The sequence below is a fragment of the Bradyrhizobium sp. 199 genome, from assembly GCF_023073355.1.
Classification (GTDB): Bacteria; Pseudomonadota; Alphaproteobacteria; order Rhizobiales; family Xanthobacteraceae; genus Bradyrhizobium.
The window spans coordinates 200,864-223,820 of the sequence record NZ_JADPJI010000002.1 but is presented as its reverse complement, the minus strand read 5'-3'; the positions used below and the strand labels follow the sequence as shown (position 1 = coordinate 223,820).

19 protein-coding genes are annotated in these 22,957 nt (G+C 64.2%); 7 read left to right on the top strand and 12 right to left on the bottom strand.

The features are described from left to right. Positions 1–110 precede the first annotated feature (110 nt). The 3 genes from pcaG to pcaF form a co-directional block, all read right to left on the bottom strand. Positions 111–713, bottom strand: a complete 603-nt coding sequence (gene pcaG, locus IVB28_RS01020; RefSeq protein ID WP_247524210.1) for a protocatechuate 3,4-dioxygenase subunit alpha — start codon at positions 711–713, stop codon at positions 111–113. Further along, a complete protein-coding gene (gene pcaH / locus IVB28_RS01015) occupies positions 714–1,415 on the bottom strand; it encodes a protocatechuate 3,4-dioxygenase subunit beta (RefSeq protein ID WP_247524209.1) in 702 nt (233 codons plus the stop codon). Between the two features lie 202 nt (positions 1,416–1,617). After that, entirely contained in the window at positions 1,618–2,826 is a 1,209-nt protein-coding gene (gene pcaF, locus IVB28_RS01010; protein WP_247524208.1) for a 3-oxoadipyl-CoA thiolase, read from the bottom strand. 216 nt (positions 2,827–3,042) lie between these two features. Between pcaF and mutS the strand changes: the two genes are divergently transcribed. Then, complete coding sequence (gene mutS / locus IVB28_RS01005; protein ID WP_247524207.1) at positions 3,043–5,781, top strand: DNA mismatch repair protein MutS; 2,739 nt, start codon at positions 3,043–3,045, stop codon at positions 5,779–5,781. 113 nt (positions 5,782–5,894) lie between these two features. Here mutS and IVB28_RS01000 read toward each other — a convergent pair whose 3' ends face one another. The 5 genes from IVB28_RS01000 to IVB28_RS00980 form a co-directional block, all read right to left on the bottom strand. Beyond that, on the bottom strand, positions 5,895–6,692 hold the full coding sequence (locus IVB28_RS01000) for a hypothetical protein (protein ID WP_247524206.1): 798 nt from the start codon (positions 6,690–6,692) through the stop codon (positions 5,895–5,897). A 150-nt stretch (positions 6,693–6,842) separates the two neighbouring features. Next, entirely contained in the window at positions 6,843–7,352 is a 510-nt protein-coding gene (locus IVB28_RS00995) for an OsmC family protein (protein WP_247524205.1), read from the bottom strand. Between the two features lie 69 nt (positions 7,353–7,421). Next, the gene (locus IVB28_RS00990; RefSeq protein WP_247524204.1) at positions 7,422–8,207 is read right to left on the bottom strand and encodes an ABC transporter ATP-binding protein; all 786 of its coding nucleotides are present in this window, start codon (positions 8,205–8,207) and stop codon (positions 7,422–7,424) included. 4 nt (positions 8,208–8,211) lie between these two features. Next, complete coding sequence (locus IVB28_RS00985; protein ID WP_247524203.1) at positions 8,212–9,057, bottom strand: ABC transporter permease; 846 nt, start codon at positions 9,055–9,057, stop codon at positions 8,212–8,214. Positions 9,058–9,220: 163 nt separating this feature from the next. After that, positions 9,221–10,192, bottom strand: coding sequence for an aliphatic sulfonate ABC transporter substrate-binding protein (locus IVB28_RS00980; RefSeq protein ID WP_247524202.1), 972 nt, complete (start codon positions 10,190–10,192; stop codon positions 9,221–9,223). Positions 10,193–10,380: 188 nt separating this feature from the next. Between IVB28_RS00980 and IVB28_RS00975 the strand changes: the two genes are divergently transcribed. Further along, entirely contained in the window at positions 10,381–13,173 is a 2,793-nt protein-coding gene (locus tag IVB28_RS00975; protein WP_247524201.1) for a [protein-PII] uridylyltransferase, read from the top strand. A 10-nt stretch (positions 13,174–13,183) separates the two neighbouring features. On the opposite strand, the gene IVB28_RS00970 is transcribed toward IVB28_RS00975, so the two are convergent. Then, positions 13,184–14,086 (bottom strand): LysR family transcriptional regulator, encoded by a 903-nt coding sequence (locus IVB28_RS00970; RefSeq protein ID WP_247524200.1) that lies wholly within the window; start codon positions 14,084–14,086, stop codon positions 13,184–13,186. A gap of 161 nt (positions 14,087–14,247) precedes the next feature. Between IVB28_RS00970 and IVB28_RS00965 the strand changes: the two genes are divergently transcribed. Beyond that, positions 14,248–14,709: a nuclear transport factor 2 family protein gene (locus IVB28_RS00965; RefSeq protein WP_247524199.1), complete on the top strand. Its 462-nt coding sequence runs from the start codon at positions 14,248–14,250 to the stop codon at positions 14,707–14,709. A gap of 40 nt (positions 14,710–14,749) precedes the next feature. Here the strand turns inward: IVB28_RS00965 and IVB28_RS00960 are convergent, their stop codons facing one another. Continuing rightward, complete coding sequence (locus IVB28_RS00960; protein ID WP_247524198.1) at positions 14,750–15,280, bottom strand: methylated-DNA--[protein]-cysteine S-methyltransferase; 531 nt, start codon at positions 15,278–15,280, stop codon at positions 14,750–14,752. A 48-nt stretch (positions 15,281–15,328) separates the two neighbouring features. Here IVB28_RS00960 and IVB28_RS00955 point away from each other — a divergent pair, with 48 nt between their 5' ends. The 3 genes from IVB28_RS00955 to IVB28_RS00945 all read left to right on the top strand — a co-directional run bounded on the left by IVB28_RS00955 (position 15,329) and on the right by IVB28_RS00945 (position 18,601). Beyond that, positions 15,329–15,736: a DUF1304 domain-containing protein gene (locus IVB28_RS00955; RefSeq protein ID WP_247524197.1), complete on the top strand. Its 408-nt coding sequence runs from the start codon at positions 15,329–15,331 to the stop codon at positions 15,734–15,736. Positions 15,737–15,880: 144 nt separating this feature from the next. Then, positions 15,881–17,107, top strand: coding sequence for an ABC transporter substrate-binding protein (locus tag IVB28_RS00950; RefSeq protein WP_247524196.1), 1,227 nt, complete (start codon positions 15,881–15,883; stop codon positions 17,105–17,107). 267 nt (positions 17,108–17,374) lie between these two features. After that, positions 17,375–18,601: an ABC transporter substrate-binding protein gene (locus tag IVB28_RS00945; RefSeq protein WP_247524195.1), complete on the top strand. Its 1,227-nt coding sequence runs from the start codon at positions 17,375–17,377 to the stop codon at positions 18,599–18,601. A 137-nt stretch (positions 18,602–18,738) separates the two neighbouring features. Here the strand turns inward: IVB28_RS00945 and IVB28_RS00940 are convergent, their stop codons facing one another. Beyond that, a complete protein-coding gene (locus IVB28_RS00940; RefSeq protein ID WP_247524194.1) occupies positions 18,739–19,164 on the bottom strand; it encodes a DUF1330 domain-containing protein in 426 nt (141 codons plus the stop codon). A gap of 169 nt (positions 19,165–19,333) precedes the next feature. Between IVB28_RS00940 and IVB28_RS00935 the strand changes: the two genes are divergently transcribed. Then, positions 19,334–21,547, top strand: coding sequence for a penicillin-binding protein 1A (locus tag IVB28_RS00935; protein WP_247524193.1), 2,214 nt, complete (start codon positions 19,334–19,336; stop codon positions 21,545–21,547). A gap of 341 nt (positions 21,548–21,888) precedes the next feature. Here IVB28_RS00935 and IVB28_RS00930 read toward each other — a convergent pair whose 3' ends face one another. Continuing rightward, positions 21,889–22,728, bottom strand: coding sequence for a SprT family zinc-dependent metalloprotease (locus IVB28_RS00930; RefSeq protein ID WP_247524192.1), 840 nt, complete (start codon positions 22,726–22,728; stop codon positions 21,889–21,891). Positions 22,729–22,957 lie beyond the last annotated feature (229 nt).

Here is a 22,957-nt window from a genome sequence, read left to right as displayed (position 1 = left end):
CGCACTGACCTGAAAGACATTCATTCCACCCCATGCGGGGCCGCGTTAGCTTTGACGCGCTGAACGTGAAAGGCGTGCCGAGGACCAGGCCTTCCTCGGCACGCATTGCCTCAGACGTCGAAGAACACCGTCTCACTGTCGCCCTGCAGCCGCAGGTCGAGCCGATAGACCGGCTTGTCGGCTTCGCGCACCGCGGTCAGCGTGGCGCGGCGGTCAGTGGGCACCAGCGCCAGCACGGGATCGGCGGCGTTGCCGGCCTCGTCGCTGAAATAGATCCGGGTGTAGAGATGCCGCAACATGCCGCGGCCGAACACCGCAAGGAGGATGTGTGGCGCCTGCGGCTTGCCGTCGGGATCCGGCACCGCGCCCGGCTTGATGGTGTCGAAAGCGTAATTGCCGTCCTTGTCGGTGCCGCAACGGGCAAAGCCGCGGAAGCTCGCATTCGGCAAAGCACGCTTGTCCTGCGGGTCGGCAAAGCGGCCTTGTGCGTCGGCCTGCCAGATTTCCAGCATGCAATCCGGAACCGCTACGCCGTCGCCGTCGAACACGCGGCCTTCGATACGGATGCGGTCGCCCGTGACATCGGGTGTGAGCGTCGAGCTGGTGAACGCGTCGTTCCAGGCGTACTCGCCATTCGGCGTCAGGCCGTATTTGAAGAACGGACCGACGGTCTGTGATGGGGTGATCCCGTTGGGCTTCCCAGACTCTTGCACTTAATGGTTCTCCATGGGGGTGGCATTCTTGCCGCGCAGCACGAGGTCAAAGCGGTAGCACAGCGCCCATTCAGGCTGGGTATTCTCCAAGTCGAACGACGAGACCATCCGCGCCCGCGCCTTCTCGTCGGGCACCGAGTTGAAGATCGGATCAAACGGGAACAGCGGGTCGTTCGGGAAGTACATCTGCGTTACGAGGCGCGTGACGAAGGAATGGCCGAACACCGACAGATGGATGTGTGCGGGACGCCAGGCGTTGTGGTGATTGCCCCAGGGATAGGCACCGGGCTTGATGGTGACGAAGCGGTAGTAGCCCGCGGCATCGCTCACCGTGCGGCCCGCACCCGTAAAGTTCGGATCGAGCGGCGCCGGATGCTGGTCGCGGACGTGAACGTAGCGGCCGCAGGAATTGGCCTGCCAGATCTCGACCAGTGAATTCGGCACACCGCGACCGTCCTCGTCGCGCACATGGCCGTGCACGATGATGCGCTCGCCGAGCGGCTCGCCACTATGCCGGCGCGTGAGATCGCTGTCGCCCTCGCGCACGGTCTCGTGGCCGTAGACTGGGCCGGTCAGCTCGGACAACGTATGGCGCATCGGGATCAGGGGCTTATTCGGCGCGCGCTTGATCGAACTCTTGTACTCGGGCGACAGCGGCAGCGGATGCGCCTTGTTGCTGTCGGTGGGATAGATGAATGTCATTGGCGAACTCCTCCCCGGCCATGTGGTCCGGCCGGTCAACGCTTCGACCAATCATTATAGGATATAACTAATTTGGGGAAGCGGGTTTCGGGCTTCCAAAGCTGTCATTCCGGGGCAGCCCGCAGGGCTGAACCCGGAATCTCGAGATCCGGGATTCCGCTCGAGCGAGCGGCTCCGGGATGACCGGGCGCTTCGCGTCCGGTCAGTTCAGCTTCTCGATCGCGACCGCGACACCCTGGCCGACGCCGACGCACATGGTGGCGAGCGCGAGCTTGCCGCCGCGCTTCTCCATGCCGTGGACGGCGGTGAGAGCGAGACGTGCGCCGCTCATGCCGAGGGGATGGCCAAGTGCGATCGCGCCGCCATGCGCATTGACGAAATCGGCATCATCAGCAACGCCGAGCTGACGCATGCAGGCGATGCCTTGCGAGGCGAAGGCCTCGTTGAGCTCGATCAGGTCGAAATCACTGATCTTCTTGCCGAGCCGTTCCATCAGCTTGCGGGTCGCCGGCACCGGGCCGATGCCCATGATGCGCGGCGGCACGCCAGCCGAGGCAAGGCCGAGGATGCGCGCGCGGGGCGTCAGACCATGCTTCTTCACCGCAGCTTCCGACGCCAGGATCATCGCGGCGGCGCCGTCATTGACGCCGGAGGCGTTGCCGGCGGTCACCGTTCCGGGATTGCGCACGATCGGCTTGAGCTTCGTCAAGGCTTCGAGCGTGGTCTCGGGACGCGGATGCTCGTCCTTGTCAACGGTGATCGGGCCCGCCTTGCCGCCGGGAATGGTGATCGGGATGATTTCCTCGGCAAAATAGCCCGCCGCAATCGCAGCGCCCGCGCGCTGCTGCGAGCGGATCGCGAAGGCGTCCTGGTCGGCGCGCGAGACCTGGAATTCCTCGGCGACGTTCTCGCCGGTCTCCGGCATGGCATCGACGCCATACTGCGCCTTCAGCAGCGGATTGATGAAGCGCCAGCCGATCGTGGTGTCGAAGATCTCGGCGGAACGGGAGAAGGCCTCCTGCGCCTTGCCCATTACGAAGGGCGCACGCGTCATGGATTCGACGCCGCCGGCAATGGCGAGCTCAATCTCGCCGGAGCGGATGGCACGGCCGGCGGCGCCGACCGCATCGAGGCCGGATGCACAGAGCCGGTTCAGAGTCTGGCCGGGTACCGAATCCGGGAGACCCGCGAGCAGGAGCGCCATGCGTGCGACATTGCGGTTGTCCTCGCCCGCCTGGTTGGCGCAGCCGAAGAAGACTTCGTCCACCTGGGCCCAGTCGAGATTGGGATGCTTGGCCATCAGCGCCTTGATCGGGGCGGCGGCGAGATCGTCGGCGCGCACCTTGGCGAGGGAGCCGCCGAAGCGGCCGATCGGGGTCCGCACGGCATCGCAGATAAAGACGTCACGCATCGCTGTTCTCCCTGAATGCCGCGGTTCGGCCAGAATTCTTTAATGACGGCGGAGTTTTAGGAGGGCGCCTGCAGCAGGTCAATTGACTGATGCGCGCGTGTTCCGAGGGGGCCGCACGCCGGCCGCGCATGCCGCAATGCGGACAACGTGGAAAACCCGCCTCCGACGGCCAAAGCGATAGGAGCAGGGGGCGAAATTTTGTAGGTTGCGCCGCCCATGACCATGCAACAATCGATCCCCGTTCCGCCCCCCGAGGACACGTCCGCACTGCCTGCGGAAGCTGCCGCGCGCGTCACCCCGATGATGGAACAGTACCTTGAGATCAAGGCTACGCATCAGGGCCTCCTGCTGTTCTACCGGATGGGCGATTTCTACGAATTGTTCTTCGAGGACGCCGAGATCGCCTCGAAGACGCTCGGCATCGTGCTGACCAAGCGCGGCAAGCACCAGGGCGCCGACATCCCGATGTGCGGCGTGCCGGTGGAGCGCTCCGAGGACTATCTGCATCGCCTGATATCCGCCGGCCACCGCGTCGCGGTCTGCGAGCAAACCGAAGATCCCGCCGCCGCCAAGGCGCGCGGCAACAAGAGCGTGGTCCGCCGCGGCGTGGTGCGGCTGGTCACGCCGGGCACGCTCACCGAGGACACGCTGCTCGATGCGCGCGCCAACAATTATCTGCTGGCGATCGCGCGGGCACGGTCGTCCGCCGGCGGCGACCGCTTCGGCCTCGCCTGGATCGACATCTCGACCGCCGAATTCATGGTAACCGAATGTTCGGGCGGCGAGCTCGCCGCGGCGTTGGCGCGCATCAACCCGAACGAGGCGATCGTCACCGACGCACTCTATAACGACAACGAACTCGGACAGACCTTGCGCGAGTTGCCGTCGGTGACGCCGCTGACCCGCGACGTCTTCGACGGCGCAACCGCCGAGAAACGGCTGTGCGACTACTTTGCCGTCGCGACCATGGACGGGCTCTCCCAGCTCACGCGCCTGGAGGCCACCGCCGCGGCCGCCGCCGTCACCTATGTCGACCGCACCCAGGTCGGCAAGCATCCGCCGCTGTCGCCGCCGGCGCGCGAAGCTTCCGGTGCGACCATGGCGATCGATCCGGCGACACGCGCCAATCTCGAGCTGACGCGGACGCTCGCAGGCGAACGCCGCGGCTCGCTGCTCGACGCGATCGACTGCACCGTGACGTCGGCAGGCTCACGCCTGCTGGCGCAGCGGCTGGCGGCCCCGCTGACGGATGCTTCAGCCATCGCACGGCGGCTCGATGCGATCAGCACCTTCGTAGCCGACCCGGCCGCGCGCGAGGACATCCGCAGCATCTTGCGCGGCGCGCCCGACATGTCCCGGGCGCTGGCCCGTCTCTCGGTCGGCCGCGGCGGCCCGCGCGACCTCGCAGGCATCCGCGACGGTATCATCGCCGCCGACCAGGTGCTGGCGCGACTTGGCGAGATCGACCAGCCGCCGCAGGAGATCGCCGCGGTCATGGCGGCGCTGCAACGTCCGTCGCGCGAGCTGGCGGCGGAATTCGCCCGTGCGCTCGACGAGCAACTGCCGCTGATCAAGCGCGATGGCGGCTTCGTTCGGCAAGGCTATGAGCCCGCCCTCGACGAGACGCGCAACCTGCGCGACGCCTCGCGCCTCGTGGTGGCCTCGATGCAGGCCCGCTATGCCGACGCGACCGCCGTCAAGGGCCTCAAGATCCGGCACAACAACGTGCTCGGCTATTTCGTCGAGGTGACCGCACAGCACGGCGACAAGCTGATGTCGGCGCCGCTGAACGCGACCTTCATCCATCGTCAGACGCTGGCGGGGCAGGTGCGCTTCACCACTTCGGAATTGGGCGAGATCGAGGCGAAGATCGCCAGTGCCGGCGACCGTGCGCTCGGCCTCGAGCTCGATATTTTCGAGCGGCTTTGTGCCAAGGCGCTCGATATCAGTGAAGACTTGCGCGCGGCCGCGCACGGCTTTGCGCTGCTCGATGTTGCGACGTCGCTCGCCAAGCTGGCGGTCGACGAGAATTATGTGCGGCCCGAGGTGGACGCCTCTCTTGGCTTTGCGATCGAAGCCGGTCGCCATCCCGTGGTGGAGCAGGCGCTCAAGCGCAATGGCGAGCCGTTCATCGCAAATGCCTGCGATCTGTCGCCAGGCCCTGCGCAAAAGTCCGGCCAGCTCTGGCTGCTCACCGGTCCCAACATGGCCGGCAAATCGACTTTCCTGCGCCAGAACGCGCTGATTGCCCTGCTGGCCCAGATCGGCAGCTTCGTGCCGGCGACGCGTGCACGGATCGGCATCATCGACCGCCTGTTCTCGCGCGTCGGCGCCGCGGACGATCTCGCCCGCGGCCGCTCCACCTTTATGGTGGAGATGGTCGAAACTGCGGCGATCCTGAACCAGGCCGGCGAGCGCTCGCTCGTGATCCTGGACGAGATCGGCCGCGGCACCGCGACGTTCGACGGCCTCTCGATCGCCTGGGCCGCGATCGAGCATCTGCACGAAAGCAATCGCTGTCGCACCCTGTTCGCCACGCATTATCACGAGCTAACTGCGCTCTCGGCAAAGCTGCCGCGGATGTTCAACGCCACCGTGCGGGTGAAGGAGTGGCAGGGCAACGTCGTGTTCCTGCACGAGGTGCTGCCGGGCTCGGCCGACCGCTCCTACGGCATCCAGGTGGCAAAACTCGCCGGCCTGCCGCCCGCGGTGATCACGCGCGCGAAATCGGTGCTCTCCAAGCTCGAGGCGCAGGATCGCGGCCAGACCGCGCGAGCGCTCGTGGACGATCTTCCGCTGTTCGCCGTGCCCTCCCGCGCCGCGGCTGAAGCCGCGCTCCCGAGCGAAGCCGAGCTGTTGATGGAAGCTGTGAAGGCGCTGCATCCGGACGAGATGTCCCCGCGCGAGGCGCTGGATGCGCTGTATGCGTTGAAGGCGAAACTGCCGAAGCAGTAAGCACGCCGTGGCCACAATCGTCATTGCGAGCGGAGGGAAGCAAATCCAGACTGTCTCGGCGGGACCGGACTGACTGGATTGCTTCTCGCAAGAGCTCCTTGCAAAGACGCAGGCTAGTGCGCGAGCCGCTTCTTTCGCCCTTTCCACCAGAGCGTCAGATTCCAGGCGACGCAGGTGAGGAGCCCCAGGCCCAGCCCGGTCGCCGAGCCTGAATTCGCGGCGCCGAGATGTAGCACCGCGATGGCGATACCGAATCCGAGCAGGCCCCAGGCGGAGTTGGCAAGTACCGCGGCGGTCGGCGGGCCGCCGATACGCGGATGCAGGATCACCATGATGCTGGTGAACACGACCGGGTACAGCGCGATGATGCCGCTGATGCGGGGACCGACCCAGCCCGAGGTCGAGACCACGATCGCGACGAGGGTCGCGACCAATGCGGCTCGCATCGGCACGTCATACCAGCGGCGCGTCACCAGCGGCATTTTCACGTGGCGATAGCCGGCCAACAGCGGAATGCAGATGCCGAAGGCGATCAGATTCGCAGCCAGTCCGCCGGTGAGCGACCAATCGAACTGACGGATGACCGAAGCAAGCACGATCCAGATCGCGACCGCGCTCCCACAACTCGCCAGAAGACTGTGCCGCTGCGCCAGCACCACGTAAATGAGGCACATGAAGATCGTCGCCGCGTTGATCGGAAGACTCGCGAGCGAGCCTTGCGCGATGAAGGCGGCGTCGTGGTCGAGCGCGAGGAAGACGTAGGAGGGACCGGCCGAGATCGGCAGGGTCGCGACCAGCGCACCGATCACCGGGCCCGACCGCTCGGTGACGATCGACGCCGTCACGACGAAGGTCGCCGCGATCGCCATGCGCAGGATGAGAAAGAGGATGAAGTGGAGGTCGGGGGACATTCTATCTGTCAATCCGGGCGTGCCGCTTGGCGCGAACCCGGAATCCATAACCACAGGCATTAGTGGTTTAAGAGCTGGAGCGACCCCCGGGGTCGCGCCAAGCGGCACGCCACGGGACAACACCGATTGCGGAGTGGACGCTTTCGCTCGCTACATCCGGTGCAGCGACACCGAGACCTTCGGGCCGTTCTTGATGGTCTGATAGACCACGCAATAGCGCTCGGTGAGCTTGAGCAGCAGGTCGAGCTTGTCCTGCGGCGCATCGGTATCGACCTCGAAGCGCAAACGAATCTCGGCGAAGCCGACCGGGGTCTCCTTGTCGACGCCCAGCGTGCCGCGGAAATCGAGATCGCCCTCGGCGTAGACGTTGCCGGTCTTCAAGGGCACCTCGATCGCGGTCGCGACCGACTTCAGCGTGACGCCGGCGCAGGCGACCAGCGCCTCGAGCAGCATGTCGCCGGAGCAGAGCTCGAGGCCGGAGCCGCCGGTCGCCGGATGCAGGCCCGCCATCGCGATGGCGCGGCCGGTCTCGACCTTGCAGGCGATGCCTTCGCTGTCGGTCGAGCCCTTGGCCTTCAGCGTGATCATCGCCGTCTTGGGATCGGTCTTGTAGCGTTCCTTGATCGGGGCCTGCATCTGGCGCAGTGCTGCGGCGTCCATTTTGTCTCTCCCGGAAAAATCGTCTCTACGAAGTACCGGATTGCGATGTACCGGCTTGGAGAGAAATTGTCACCACCACATGGCCTGACCGGGACCCTGGGTTGCGTCACGGTCGGGCACGCTGCGGTCGAGCGAACGGTCGAGTGACGTCAGCACACTTCGCTTGAAATTCTCGAACAGCGGCGAATTGCGGTCGCGCGGACGGCCGAGATTGATCTCGATCTGGTCGAACAGCCGCCCCGGCCGCGGCCGCATCACCAGGACGCGATCGGCCAGCACCACGGCCTCGTCGACGTCATGCGTGACGAGGATGAGCGTCGGCCGCGCATCGGCCCAGAGGTCAAGCAGATGATCCTGAAGGTCCCTACGCGTGAAGGCGTCGAGCGCGGAGAACGGCTCGTCCAGCAAGAGCACCTCCGGCTGCGGCACCAGCGCACGTGCGATCGCGACGCGCTGCGCCTGGCCGCCGGAGAGTTCGCGCGGCCAGGCCTGCGCCTTTTCGGCGAGCCCGACGCGCTCGAGCGCGCGCGCCACCCTCTCGCGCCGCTCAGCCGTGGGCAGATCGGCAAGACCAAAGCCGATGTTGTCGGCGACGCTGAGCCAGGGCAAAAGCCTGGGCTCCTGGAAGATGATGCCGATCTTGGCATGGGGCGAACTGATCGACTCATTGTCGAGCGTCACGGTGCCCGAGCTGGCGCGGTCGAGGCCGGCGATGGCACGGAGCAATGTTGACTTGCCGCAGCCGGAGCCGCCGATAATGGCGACGATCTCGCCTTGCCTGATCTCGGCGGAGAACCGCGCCAGCGCCTGCACGCCGTTGGGATAGGTCTTGCTGACCCGGTCGAGCGCCAGCATCGCCTCAAGCTCCTTTGGCGCGGACGAAGGCATCCTGCCAACGCAGGAAGGGCGCGGCGGCGACCTCGATGAGCCAATCGGTGAGCTTGCCCAGGATGGCAAAGATCACGATCGCCGCCAGGATCTGCGCGGGCTTGCCGAGCTGCTGGCCGTCGAGCAGGAGATAGCCGAGGCCTTCCGAGGCGCCGATCAGCTCGGCCGCGACCACGAACATCCAGCCGAGGCCGAGACCGACGCGCAAGGACACGACATAGGCCGGCAGCACGGCAGGCAACAGGATGCGGCGGATCATCGCCGGTCCGGACAGGCGGAAAGTGCGGCCGACCTCCACGATCTTGCGGTCGACGGAGAGGACCGCGCCCATCACGCCGAGATAGACGGGGAAGAACACGCCGACCGCGATCAGCACAACCTTCGAGGTCTCGAAGATGCCGAGCCAGAGGATGAACAGCGGTACCCAGGCGAGCGACGGGATCGCGCGCAGCGCCTGCACGGTCGGATCGAGCAGCCGGCGGGCAAGCGACCAATAGCCGGAGATGGCCCCGAGCAGCGTGCCTGCGACCACGCCGAACGCGAAGCCGAGCGCGACCCGCCACAGCGTCGCGGTGATGTGGCGGACCAGCTCGCCCGAGCGGGCGAGCTCGGCGATGGTGGCAAAGATGCGCGAGGGCGGCGGCACCAGCCGGCCGTTGGACCAGCCGAGCCAGACCAGGAGTTCCCAGCCGAGCGCGAGCATCAGCGGCAGCAAGATCCCAAGCAGCGGCCGCGCGTAACGCGACAGCCGCGAAGGCGCGGCGACGTTTTCGGCCGGTTCGGAGGCTTGTTGCAGCACTGGCGCGTCGGAGATCATGGCCGGTAGGAAGCGCGTCTGACGGGGGAATGCAACACTACTATTGCCCCGCCGGTCGTCCTGGACAAGCGCGCCTCAAGGCGCGCGCATGGGTCCCGGGTCGGCGCTTACGCTTGCCCGGGACACGGCGGAGTGTGTTGCGCGCTCCTGCCTCTCCTGTCGACTAATTCGTCGGCAGCGGGACCTGGTCGTCGATCAGGGCATCCAGCGTGGACTTCACGTCGACCTTGGCATCGACGACGCCGGCTTGCTGGAGTGCGAGACCGGCGGCGAGGATCGACTCGCGCTGGGGCGCGCCGATGCGGCTATGGGTGAGCTCGGTGCGTTCCTTGAGCTGCTTGTCAACCACGGCCTCGGGCAGCTTTGTGACCGCGATGAAGGTCTTTTTCAGCTCGTCGTAATTCGCCAGCGAATATTTGCGCGCTTCCTCGTAAACCGCGAGCACGCGGCGGGCCGCATCCGGATGGTCCTTCAAGAACTGCTCGCGCACATTGAGGATGCCCCAGGTGTTGGCGTCGGCCTTGCGGTAGAACAGCTTTGCGCCTTCCTCGACCTCGGCCTGCGCCATCATCGGGTCGAGGCCGGCCCAGGCATCGACGTCACCGCGGATCAGCGCGGTCTTGCCGTCGGCGTGCTGGAGCAGCACCGGCGTGATGTCCTTCTCGGTCAGGCCGGCACCAAGCAGCGCGCGCACCAGGAAGATGTGCGGATCGGTGCCGCGCGTCACCGCGACGCGCTTGCCCTTGAGCTCAGCCACGCTCGCAATCTTGGAGTCCTTGCCTGTCACCAGCGCGGTCCACTCCGGACGCGAATAGACATAGATCGACTTGATCGGGTTGCCGTTGATCTTCGCCACCAGCGCCGCGGAACCGGCGGTCGAGCCGAAGTCGATCGAGCCCGCATTGAGGAATTCGAGCGCCTTGTTGGAGCCGGCCGACTGCACCCAGGTGACGGTGATGCCGTCCTTGGCGAACTCCTTCTCGAGCAGCCCCTTCTGCTTCAGGACCATCGACACGGGATTGTAAGTCGCCCAGTCGATGCGGATTTCCTTGAGCGGATCGGCCGCCCACGCCGCAGGGGTGATTGCGAGGGCCATTGCCCCCGCCAGCAGAATACGTCGTGTCATCCTGGTCATGCCCAGCCTCCTTCAAAACCTCATTGTCTTTCAATGAGTTACATCTAGAAATCAACAAGAAAATCCGCCCCTTGAAGGCGCACCGGCCGAGAAGAGGTTTGCCCAAAACCGAAGCTTTCCAGCATGGAATGACTATTGCCAGAGAATGGCGGGTGACAGCGCCTGTCACCTCTTATATCCGGTGAGGCATGGACAGCGTTGCGACAGAGCACAAGGCCGAGGTGGACGATCGTTTCGACACAGTGCGGATCACCGCCGCGGTCGATGCGCTTGCCGAAAGGCATCAGGGACGCGAAGACGCGTTCCGCACCGCCATGGCGCAATTGCTCAAGGGCGAGCTGATTGCGGCGCGCGCCGCGGCACAGGAAATCCTTTTAAAGGATCGCCACGGCCGTCACTGCGCCGAGCGGCTCTGTCACGTCCAGGACGAGATCATCCGGATTCTGTATTCAGCGGCGACCCGCCATCTTTACCGCTCGCCGATCCGGAGTGGCGCCGAGCGCATGGCGGTGGTCGCGACCGGCGGCTATGGCCGCGGTCTCATGGCGCCCGAATCCGACATCGATCTCCTGTTCATCCTGCCCTATAAGCAGACCGCCTGGGGCGAGCAGGTCGCCGAAGCCATTCTCTATTGCCTCTGGGATATGGGGCTGAAGGTCGGTCACGCCACGCGCTCGGTCGACGAGTCGATCCGGCAGGCGCGCGGCGACATGACCATCCGCACCGCGATCCTGGAGACGCGCTTCCTTACCGGCGACAAGCCGCTCTATGACGAGCTGGTCGCGCGATTCGACAAGGAGGTGGTGCAGGGCACCGCATCGGAATTCGTCACAGCGAAGCTCGCCGAGCGCGAGGAGCGGCATCGCCGCGGCGGCCAGTCGCGCTACCTGGTCGAGCCCAACGTCAAAGACGGCAAGGGGGCCTTGCGCGACCTGCACACGCTGTTCTGGATCGCCAAATACGTCTACCGCGTGCGCGACACCAGTGAACTGGTCGAGCGCGGCGTGTTCGACGCGCAGGAATACCGCAGCTTCCGCCGCTGCGCCGACTTCCTGTGGTCGGTGCGCTGCAATCTGCACTTCCACTCCGGCCGCGCCGAAGAGCGCCTCTCTTTCGACCTCCAGCGCGAGATCGCGGTGCGGCTTGGCTACACCTCGCATCCCGGCATGCAGGACGTCGAGCGCTTCATGAAGCACTACTTCCTGGTCGCCAAGGAGGTCGGAAATCTTACCGCCATCCTCTGCGCCAAGCTTGAGGACCAGCAGGCCAAGCCCGCACCGGTCCTCAGCCGGATGATGGCGCGGCTACGGCCGAGCACCGCGGTGAAGCGGCGCGTCCCCGACAGCGACGACTTCATCGTCGACAACAACCGCATCAACGTCGCAGCACCCGACGTGTTCAAGCACGATCCGGTCAATCTGATCCGTATCTTTCGCCTGGCACAGAAGAACAACCTTGCCTTCCATCCGGATGCGATGCGCGGCGTGACGCGGTCGCTGGGTCTGATCAACGCGCAGCTTCGCGAAAATCCCGAGGCCAACCGGCTGTTCATGGAGATCCTGACCTCCGACAATGCGGAGATCGTGCTGCGGCGAATGAACGAGACCGGCGTGCTCGGCCATTTCATCCGCGCCTTCGGCAAGATCGTGTCGATGATGCAGTTCAACATGTATCATCACTACACCGTTGACGAGCATCTGATCCGCTGCATCGGCTTCCTGCAGGACATCGAGCGCGGCGCCGTCGAGGAGTTCGCGCTCGCCAGCGACCTCATGCGCAAATCCCGGCCCGAGCACCGCGCCGTGCTCTACATCGCCACGCTCCTGCACGACGTCGCCAAGGGCCGCCCGGAGGATCACTCGATCGCCGGCGCCAAGGTGGCGCGGCGGCTGTGCCCGAGGCTCGGCTTCAGCCCGGCCGATACCGAGCTCATCGCCTGGCTGATCGAAGAGCACCTGACGATGTCCACGGTTGCGCAGTCGCGCGATCTCTCGGACCGCAAGACCATCGAGAATTTCGCCGCCGTGGTGCAGTCGGTCGAGCAGATGAAGCTGCTGACGATCCTGACCACCGCCGACATCCGCGGCGTCGGGCCCGGCGTATGGAACGGCTGGAAGGCGCAGCTGCTGCGCTCGCTTTACTACGAGACCGAGCCGGTGCTGACCGGCGGCTTCTCGGAGGTCGACCGCGGCAAACGCCTCGCGGCTGCCTATGCCGAATTCCGCATGGCCTTCGCCGAATGGCCGGAGGACGAGCTCGATGCCTATATCGGCCGGCACTATCCGGCCTATTGGCTCAAGGTCGAGCTGCCGCGCAAGATCCGCCACGCCCGCTTCGTCCGCTCCAGCGAACAGGCCGGCCACAAGCTTGCGATCAATGTCGGTTTCGACGAGGTGCGCGGCGTCACCGAGCTCACGATCTTCGCCGCCGACCATCCCTGGCTGCTGTCGATCATCGCCGGAGCCTGCGCCTCAGCCGGCGCCAACATCGTCGACGCCCAGATCTACACCACGACCGACGGCCGCGCGCTCGACACGATCTCGATCTCCCGGGAATACGACCGGGACGAGGACGAGGGCCGGCGCGCCACGCGCATCGGCGAGATGATCGAGGACGTACTCGAAGGCAAGCTGCGCCTGCCCGAAGTGGTGGCGCGGCGCACCGTGCGCAGCAAGGCCCGGCCCTTCGTGATCGAGCCGGAAGTAACCATCAACAACCAATGGTCCGACCGCTACACGGTGATCGAAGTCTCCGGCCTCGATCGCCCCGGCCTGCTCTATGAGCTGACCACCGCAATCTCGAAGCTCAACCTCAACATCGCCTCGGCCCATGTCGCGACCTTCGGCGAGCGCGCCCGCGACGTGTTCTACGTCACCGACCTCCTTGGTGCACAGATCAACGCGCCGACCCGGCAGGCCGCGATCAAGAGCGCGCTGACCCATGTGATGGCCGGCGACAAGGCGGTTCAGCCTGTGGCGTGACTTTCACTCGTCATTTCGGGTTGAAACATCGCGGCGGCTTTTGTTTAGACAATCGTAGCCCGTTCACCAGTGCCGACAGCGCGGCTGGTTGATGCTGACGGCTTGGATAGTACATGAAGAAGCCGGGAATTGGCGGAGTCCAGTCCTCCAGCACCCGAACAAGGCGGCGCTTCGCAACATGTTCGGCGACCTGCTCTTCATAAGCGAGTCCTATACCAACTCCAGCGAGCGCCGCCTGAATTACCAGGTGAGTATCGTCAATGATGAGCGGGCCGTTCACGTTGATCGTGACCGACTTTCGTCCCTGCTCAAACTCCCACCGATATGGACCACCCGCAAGCCGCAGGGTGATGCACCGATGATCGCTGAGGTCCTTTGGCTTTTGGGGGATGCCTCGTGAAGCGAAGTAGCGTGGCGACCCAACGACCGCCAATCGCAGTTCGGGCGTGACACGAACCGCGATCATGTCCTTTTGAATGTACTCGCCAAGCTGAATACCGGCATCGAACTCGCCCGCAACAAGGTCCACGGGTCCGGTAACGGTGACAACGTCCAGAACGATGTCAGGGTAGGCCTCTGCGAAAGCTCTCAGCCGCGGCAACAATACCATCACGGCTGCCGATCGTGACATTACAATTCGAAGGCGACCTGCGGGTCGGTGCCGAACGCTTCGGACTTTGTCGATCGCATGACGGATTTGCTCAAGTGCCGGCGACAAGTCTCCCAGAAGAGCTGCCCCCGCAGCGGTTGGCGCAACGCTTTTGGTTGTTCGAGCGAGCAGCTTCAGCTCGAGCCGCTGCTCGAGCTTCCGGATCGTGTGGCTCAAGGCCGACTGAGATACACCCAGCTTTACCGCAGCGCGCGTAAAGCTTCGTTCATTGGCAACGACTGCAAATGCAGCGAGTTCGTTCATCTCGTTTGTCATCGTTCATGAATATCGCTCACGAGCCCATGCCATGCAAGACGTCTGGTCTCATAAGCCGCTTTGCCGTAGGTCTTTGCGAGCAGGGAAATGACCTGCAGTAATTCCCGAACGTGAGACAGGTTGAAGCGCGGCACAGTTGGCCGATCCGCTTGATTGAGTTCGGTGCAACAGCTTTGAGGATGACGATGGATACGGACCTTTCCGCCCTGCGCTCCCTTGCGCAGACCTATTTCGATGCGGCCTATGAAATGGATGCCGAGAAGTTTGCATCCATATTTCACCCCATGAGTTCCGTGACCAAGGTCGCCGAGGACGGTACCGTGGGCGTGACGCCGATTGCAACCTGGCTGGCAGCGGCTCGCAAAATGAAAGCTCCGAAGCAACAGGGCTTCGAGCGGGATGATCGGATCCTCTCAATCGACTTTGATCGAGAGCTCGCGCTGTTGAAGGTGAGATTGCAAATTCCGCCGCGTTGCTTCACCGACCTTTTGTCATGCCTGAAGGTGAATGGGAGCTGGAAGATCGTGCAGAAAGTGATGACGTCAGAAAATCTGACGGATTCGCTTGCAGCAGAGGGAGTGCGACTGAAGGGTCGCAGGGCACGACCGTGAAGCCCGGCTCCTTATCGCTCCCACGTCCTCAAACCGGCTCTTAGACCTCCACCCCCTCGTGCCGCAGCAGCCAGCGCTTGCGCTCGAGGCCGCCGCCATATTTCACCAGCGAGCCGTCGGCGCCGATCAGCCGATGGCACGGCAGCACCACGCTGATCGGGTTGGAACCGTTGGCATGGCCGACGGCGCGAATGGCTTTTGGCGTGTCGATCCTTGCGGCGAGGGCACCATAGCTCATGGTGGTGCCCGCAGGGATTTGCGCAAGCGCAGTCCAGACCTTCTGCTGGAAGGGCGTGCCGGCGATGCGCCATGCGATGCTCGAGAGCTGACCGAGATCGCCTTCAAAATAGCCCGACAGCGCCGTCCGCATGGTCGCGGGCGCAGGCTGGTCGCTCAGATCGACGGCGCCGTGGTGCAGGCGCAGGAGCGCGCGCATGCGGTGCTCGTAATCGTTCCAGTCGAGTGCGCGCAGCGCACCCTCGGCGTCGGTGACGAGCAACGCGATTCCGATCGGCGTCGTCAGGCGATCGAGGCCGAAGCGGACAGAGAGTTTGGTTGATCGGCTGGCCATTGGGCACCATTGCATCGAAACACGCCCATCGCACTTGCCATGCCGGTCATGCTACCGTCCACCCGAAAGCTGACGCTTCTGGGGGAGCTGACTTTGATCCTGATCGCCAATATCCTGGTGGCGCTGGTCGCCGCGCTGCACGTCTTCTTTCTGATCCTGGAGATGTTTCTCTGGGACAAGCCGTTCGGCATGAAGGTCTTCCGCAACACGCCGGAGAAGGCCGAGATCACGAAGGTGCTGGCTGCCAATCAGGGCCTTTATAACGGCTTCCTCGCCGCCGGCCTGATCTGGGGTCTCGTCCACGGCAACCCGGCCTTCGCGTTCCAGATCAAGGCGTTCTTCCTGCTTTGCGTGATCGTGGCCGGCGCCTATGGCGCCGCGACCGTCAGCAGCCGAATCCTGATGGTGCAGGCGCTGCCGGCTGCGGTCGCGCTGGCTGCCTTGTTCCTCGCCTAGCTTTAGCCTGAGACGCTAGGGCGCAGCGCTGCGATCCTTGCGCGGTGGCGAAGCTTCCTCCACAATCTTCGACAGCGATGGCGACCGTTGCAATCAACGGAAAAAGACCGTCGGCCGAAAATTCCGTCAGGAGGAACAACCCACATGAGCAATCGCAGAGCCTTCATAGCCGCTACGGCGGCGCTCGCCTTCGCGTTCTCCGCCAGCCACGCCCTCGCCCAGAAGAAATACGACACCGGGGCGAGCGACACCGAGATCAAGATCGGCCAGACCGTGCCGTTCTCCGGCCCCTACTCCGTCTATGCCAATATCGGCAAGACCCAGGCCGCCTATTTCAAGATGATCAACGATCAGGGCGGCATCAACGGCCGCAAGATCAATCTGATCCAATATGACGACGCCTATTCGCCACCGAAGACGGTGGAGCAGGTGCGCAAGCTCGTCGAAGGCGACGAGGTGCTGTTCACGTTCCAGATCATCGGCACGGCCGCCAACGCCGCCGTGCAGAAATATCTCAACGGAAAGAAGATCCCGCAGCTGCTGGCATCCACCGGCGCGGCGCGCTTCAACGATCCGCAAAACTATCCATGGACCATCGCCTATAATCCCAACTACGTGTCCGAGGGACGGATCTACGCCAAGTACATTCTCAAGGAGCATCCGAATGCCAAAATCGGCGTGCTCTACCAGAACGACGACATGGGCCGCGACTATCTCGCCGGACTCAAGAGCGGCCTCGGCGACAAGGCCCCCAGCATGATCGTCGGCGAGGTGTCCTACGAGGTCACCGATCCGACCGTGGACTCGCAGGTTGTCAAGCTGAAGTCGCTGGGCGCCGATCTCTTCTACGATGCCTCGACGCCGAAGTTCGCGGCGCAAGCCATCAAGAAGGTGGCCGAGCTCGGCTGGAACCCGGTGCACATCCTCGACATCAATGCGAGCCCGATCTCGGCGACGCTGAAGCCGGCCGGCCTCGACATCTCCAAAGGCATCATCTCGACCCAATACGGCAAGGAGCCGAGCGATCCGCAGTGGAAGGACGATCCGGGCGTGAAAGCGTTCTTCGCCTTCATGGACAAGTATTTCCCCGAAGGCGACAAGCTCAACACGGTCAACACCTATGCTTATTCGGTCGCCGAGCTGTTGACGCAGGTGCTGAAGCAGTGCGGCGACGACCTGTCGCGTGAGAACGTGATGAAGCAGGTCGCCAACATCAAGGACTTCACCCCGAGCTTTGCGCTGCCCGGCATCAAGATCAACACCGGGCCGAACGACTACCGCGTCAACAAGCAGATGCAGATGATGCGGTTCAACGGCGAACGCTGGGAGCTGTTCGGACCGATCATCGAGGACAACGGACCCTCGGGCTAGCACGACCCGGATACCTCGCCTCAGCACAGGCAGAGGCGCATAACGGATGCTCCGCACCCGAGGTGCGGAGCATCATGCTTTGCACGTTGCCGGGCTCGTCAACCATGTCTGAAAGTCCCGGCATCGGTTCGACTAAAGTCACGTCCTTGACCAGCATGTAATCTTGCGTTGCAGCAAGGCCTCCGCCACACTCCCGCCCAGCGATGGCGTCTGCTTGCCGCAGCGGCGACGGAAAGATCATCGAGATAACAAACGAGGAAATTGCGAATGAGGAACGGATTTTTGCATCTGGTCGCTGGCACGGCGCTCGCTTTGGCGCTGTCGGTCTCGGCGGCCAATGCCCAGAAGAAATATGATCCCGGCGCGTCGGACACCGAAATCAAGATCGGCCAGACCAACCCGTTCAGCGGCCCCGCCTCCGCTTATGCCACGATCGGCAAGACCCAGGCCGCCTACTTCAAGATGATCAACGATCAGGGCGGCATCAATGGCCGCAAGATCAACCTGATCCAGTACGACGACGCCTATTCGCCGCCGAAGGCGGTGGAGCAGGTGCGCAAGCTCGTCGAGAGCGACGAGGTGCTGCTCACCTTCCAGCTGCTCGGCACCCCGTCGAATGCTGCCGTGCAGAAATATCTCAACGCCAAGAAGGTCCCGCAACTGTTCGCGGCCACCGGGGCCTCGAAGTTCACAGACCCAAAGAACTTCCCATGGACGATGGGCTTCAATCCCAACTACTTCGTCGAAGGCCGCATCTACGGCCAGTACGTCATCAAGAACCATCCGAACGCCAAAGTCGGAGTCCTCTACCAGAACGACGATCTTGGCAAAGACTATCTGAACGGCATCAAGGCCGGGCTTGGAGACAAGGCCTCCAGCATGATCGTTGCGGAAGCGTCCTACGAGGTCTCCGATCCCACCATCGATTCGCAGATCCTCAAGATCAAGTCGGCAGGCGCCGATCTGTTCTTCAGCGCCACGACGCCGAAACAAGCCGCGCAAGCGATCAAGAAGATCGCCGAGCTTGACTGGCATCCCGTGCACATTCTCGACATCAACGCCACTTCGGTCGGCGCCGTGATGAAGCCGGCAGGACTCGAAGCGTCCAAGGGCGTGATCAGCGTCAACTACGGCAAGGATCCGCTCGATCCGACCTGGAAGGATGATCCGGGCATGAAGAAATATTTCGAGTTCATGGCCAAGTACTATCCGGACGGCGACAAGGATTCGAGCTTCAACAGCTACGGCTACTCGACCTCGCAGTTGATGGCTTACGTGCTCCAGAAATGCGGCGACGATCTAACCCGCGACAACGTCATGAAGGTCGCCACCAGCCTGAAGGACGTGGAGCTCGACCTGTCCCTGCCCGGCATCAAGGCCAACACCTCGCCGACCGACTACCGCGTCAACAAGCAGCTTCAGATGATGAAGTTCAACGGCGAGCGCTGGGAGCTGTTCGGCCCGATCCTGGAGGACGCGGGTCCGGCGGGTTAGTTCTCGGAAACAACTGCCTCAACGACGTCATGCCCGGGCTTGTCCCGGGCATCCACGTTCTTGGGGCGCCCGAGCAAGTCGGGGATGGCCGGGTCAAGCCCGGCCACGACGACCGCGGGATAAGCGTGCAGCGGCATTCACGTCGGTATCTCCCCAAAATTCTTCCCGACCGGCAGCACCGCATGCCGGATCAGCCGTGAATCCTCCACCGCGGCCTGGCGGTGCTTGACGGCTTCGCGATAGACGGGATCGCGGATCATCTCCACGAAAGCTCCGACGCTGGGATATTCGGCGATGAAGCAATGGTCCCAGCGTTCGTCCTGCGGGCCGATCAACATCAGTTCGAACCTGCCCTGCCAGACGATCCGGCCGCCAAGGCGTTCGAACACCGGCCCGCTCTCGCGGCCATAGGCTGCGTAGGCTTCCGCCCCGCTCGCCTTGCGGCCGTCGGGATAGGCCGCTTCATTGCGCAGGCGCACCAGATTGAGCATCTGGATCGGGCCGGGGCGGTCGCTGTCCCGGAATTGCGCGAAGATCTCCTTGGTCGGATCGATATGGCCCATACGTGTTTCCCCGTTGTTTTGTGGCGGTGATCCTAGCTCCGGCATCAAGACAGCGGAACTGCGGAGTGCGAATGCCCCATCTCCTAATCGCGCGTTAACGTCGGGGTAACCGGGCCTTAAACAGCGACCGCTAGCGTGCGGCGGGGCGGGCTGACCGGGCGTTTTGCGTATGGCGTGGGGAAAGAAAAAGAGTGGGCGGAAGGAGCCGCTGTTCGGCTTGCCCGCGGCGCTCGCCGATCTGCGCCTCACTGCCGCGGATCGCATTCCCGGCGGCGACGACAAGCCGAAGAAATCGGCGAGATCATCCGCCAAGCGCAAGAGCGAGGATGCCGACGACGAGCCGCCGCGCGAGCGGAAAGCGCAAGCCGGCCGCAGCGGCGCCAAGCGCCGGTCGAAGTCGCGCGGTGGCTTCGGCCTCGGCCGCCTGGTTTACTGGGGCGCGGTGCTGAGCCTGTGGGGCGTGATCGCCGTGATCGGCGTCGTGATCTATGTCGGCGCCCATCTGCCGCCGATCCAGTCGCTGGAAATTCCTAAGCGCCCGCCGACGATTCAGATCGTCGGCATCGACGGCAGCATGCTGGCGCAACGCGGCGAGATGGCCGGCGCCAATGTCGCCCTGCAGGACCTGCCGCCTTATTTGCCGAAGGCGTTCATCGCCATCGAGGACCGCCGTTTCTATTCGCATTTCGGCATCGATCCCGTGGGCATCCTGCGTGCCCTCGTCACCAATCTGCTTCATCGCGGCGTCTCGCAGGGCGGCTCGACGCTGACGCAGCAGCTCGCCAAGAACCTGTTCCTGACCCAGGAGCGCACCATGGCGCGCAAGCTGCAGGAGGCGGAGCTCGCGATCTGGCTGGAGCGCAAGCATTCCAAGAACGAGATCCTGGAGCTTTATCTGAACCGCGTCTATTTCGGCTCGGGCGCCTATGGCGTCGAGGCGGCGGCGCAGAAATATTTCGGCAAGTCGGCCAAGACTGTCACGGTCGCGGAAGCGGCAATGCTCGCCGGCCTCGTCAAGTCGCCGTCGCGGCTCGCACCGAACCGCAATCCTGAAGGCGCGGAAGCGCGCGCGCAAATCGTGCTCGCGGCGATGGCGGATGCGAAGTTCATCACCGACGCGCAGGCGAAGGCCTCGATCGGCCATCCCTCTTATAATGTGAAACCCGCCGGCGCCGGCACGGTCAATTACGTCGCCGACTGGATCGGCGAGGTGCTGGACGATCTGGTCGGCCAGATCGACGAGAGCATCAAGGTCGAGACCACGATTGATCCGAAGCTGCAGAGCGTGGCGGAAGCCGCCATCATCGACGAGCTCGCGGCCAAGAGCGTCAAGTTCAATGTCAGCCAGGGCGCGCTGGTGGCGATGACGCCTGACGGCGCCGTGCGCGCCATGGTGGGCGGGCGGAACTATTCCGAGAGCCAGTACAACCGCGCGGCCACGGCCAAGCGCCAGCCGGGCTCCTCGTTCAAGCCGTTCGTGTATCTCACCGCGCTCGAACAGGGCCTGACGCCTGATACCCTGCGCCAGGACGCGCCGATCGAGGTCAAGGGCTGGCGACCCGAGAATTACACCCACGAATATTTCGGCGCGGTGACGCTGACGCAGGCGCTGGCGATGTCGCTCAACACGGTCGCCATCCGGCTCGGCCTCGAGGTCGGGCCGAAGAACGTGGTGCGTACCGCGCACCGGCTCGGCATCTCCTCGAAGCTCGAGCCGAATGCCTCGATCGCGCTCGGCACCTCCGAGGTCTCGGTGGTCGAGCTGGTCGGCGCCTATGCGCCGTTCGCCAATGGCGGCTTGGCTGTGGCGCCGCATGTCGTGACGCGGATTCGGACGCTCAGCGGCAAACTGCTCTACATGCGCCAGCCGGACGAGCGCAACCAGGTCGTCGACCCCCGCTATGTCGGCATGATGAACACGATGATGCGGGAAACGCTGATATCAGGCACCGCCAAGAAGGCGGAGATCCCGGGCTGGCCGGCGGCCGGCAAGACCGGCACCAGCCAGGATTATCGTGACGCCTGGTTCATCGGCTACACCGCAAACCTCGTCACCGGCGTCTGGCTCGGCAATGACGACAACTCGCCGACCAAGAAGGCCACCGGCGGCGGCCTGCCGGTGGAAGTCTGGACCCGCTTCATGAAGACCGCGCACGAGGGTGTGCCGGTGGCGGCATTGCCGAGCGCACCAGGCGGCTGGGGTCTCTCGAACCTCGCGCAGGCGGCATCGCAGGTGTCACCGCCGACTGCGGCCGCGCCCGGGCCGGCACCGGCGAACAACGGCGGCTATCGCCCACCACCGACGCGCGCCAATGTGCGGCCGGAGGCAGCGGCAGGGCTCGATGGTTGGCTGATGGACCGGCTGTTCGGGGGCAATCGCTAGTTTGGGTTCGAGCTCTGGGCGGCCTCAAGACCAAAGACTGCGAAAACAACCCCATGCACAGTAGCCGGGGACAGCAAAATCAACAGCTTGCAGAGAGCACAGCGGCCTGAAGCACGCGCCTGGAAGACAGCTGTCATTGCCGCGACCCGGCGACGCCAAGGCTTCGCCGAAGTTTCGGTTTTGGACGCGCCGAAGCTTTAGTGCAGGGCGGCAAGCGGGCAATCCAGTACGCCGCGGTCTTTCGGCTCTCTAGCTACTGCCTCTGGAATACTGGATCGCCCGCTTTCGCGGACGATGACAGTGTTTGCTGAGTTGGCAGCGAGCTCCTGTGCAGGACCGCCCTAATCCTCGACCCCGTACCGGTGCAGATCGTTGCCGTAGGTATCAAGCCACTTCTTGGCGCGCTCCATCGACGGGCAGACTTTTCCGCACACACGCCAGAACCGCGCCGAGTGGTTCATCTCGACGAGATGGGCAACCTCGTGCGCGGCGAGGTAGTCGAGCACGAAGGGCGGCGCGAGAATCAGGCGCCAGGAGAACGACAGCGAACCCGCTGAGGTGCAGGAACCCCAGCGGCTGGACTGATCGCGGATCGAGAGGCGCTTGACCTTGACGCCGAGCTCGGCTGCGTAAGCCTCCGCGGAACGCTGCAGATCGCGACGTGCCTCGCGCTTGAGGAAGTCACTGATGCGGCGATCGACATGGTCGAGCCCGCCGGCGACGCAGAGAATCTTGTCACCGCTGTCGCGCGTCTCGGTCCACACCGTGCCGCGGCTGCCTGCGCGATGAACGATGCGATGGGGTGTGCCGCGCAGCGGTATCACTGTGCCAGGCTGGAACGGCGCCGCCTTCGGCAAGCGGCCGAGACGAGCTGCGATCCACGCACCGTGACGCTGCGCGAAGTCCTTGGCGTCGGCGAGGGTGCCGCGCGGCGGCATGGTGAGGATGGCTTCGCGGTCGCTCGGATGAATTCTGAGCGTGTAGCGGCGCGCGCGTCTGTGCCGGCGCAACCGGATGGCAAAAAATTGCGATCCGTGGGTGATGACCAGGGTCTTCGGTTCGTGGGGCCGCCGATAGAGGAGTGCGCGAGTGGCCATGTCTGTCAGTCCGGGGGGCAGGAGGGCGCCCGGATTCTGCCATAACCGCCGCCAGGGAAAGCGCTCGGCGCAAAAACAAATCATTTGCCCAATATACAGCGGTCTGGCGTCCGGGAGACCCTACAGACTGGGGTTGGAACCGGCTTTTTTCGCCCCCGCTGGACGCATGCAACACCCCCAAGGGGTGAGGACGGACTCACTCCTAGAAAGCTACCTAAATACCGCGAATCTGGAGCGGCCTGAGCCCCGCCGGAGGCCCCAGCGAGCCCAGAATTCTCGACGGGAAAGCCGAAAAACGCAGCTGGAGCCGTTC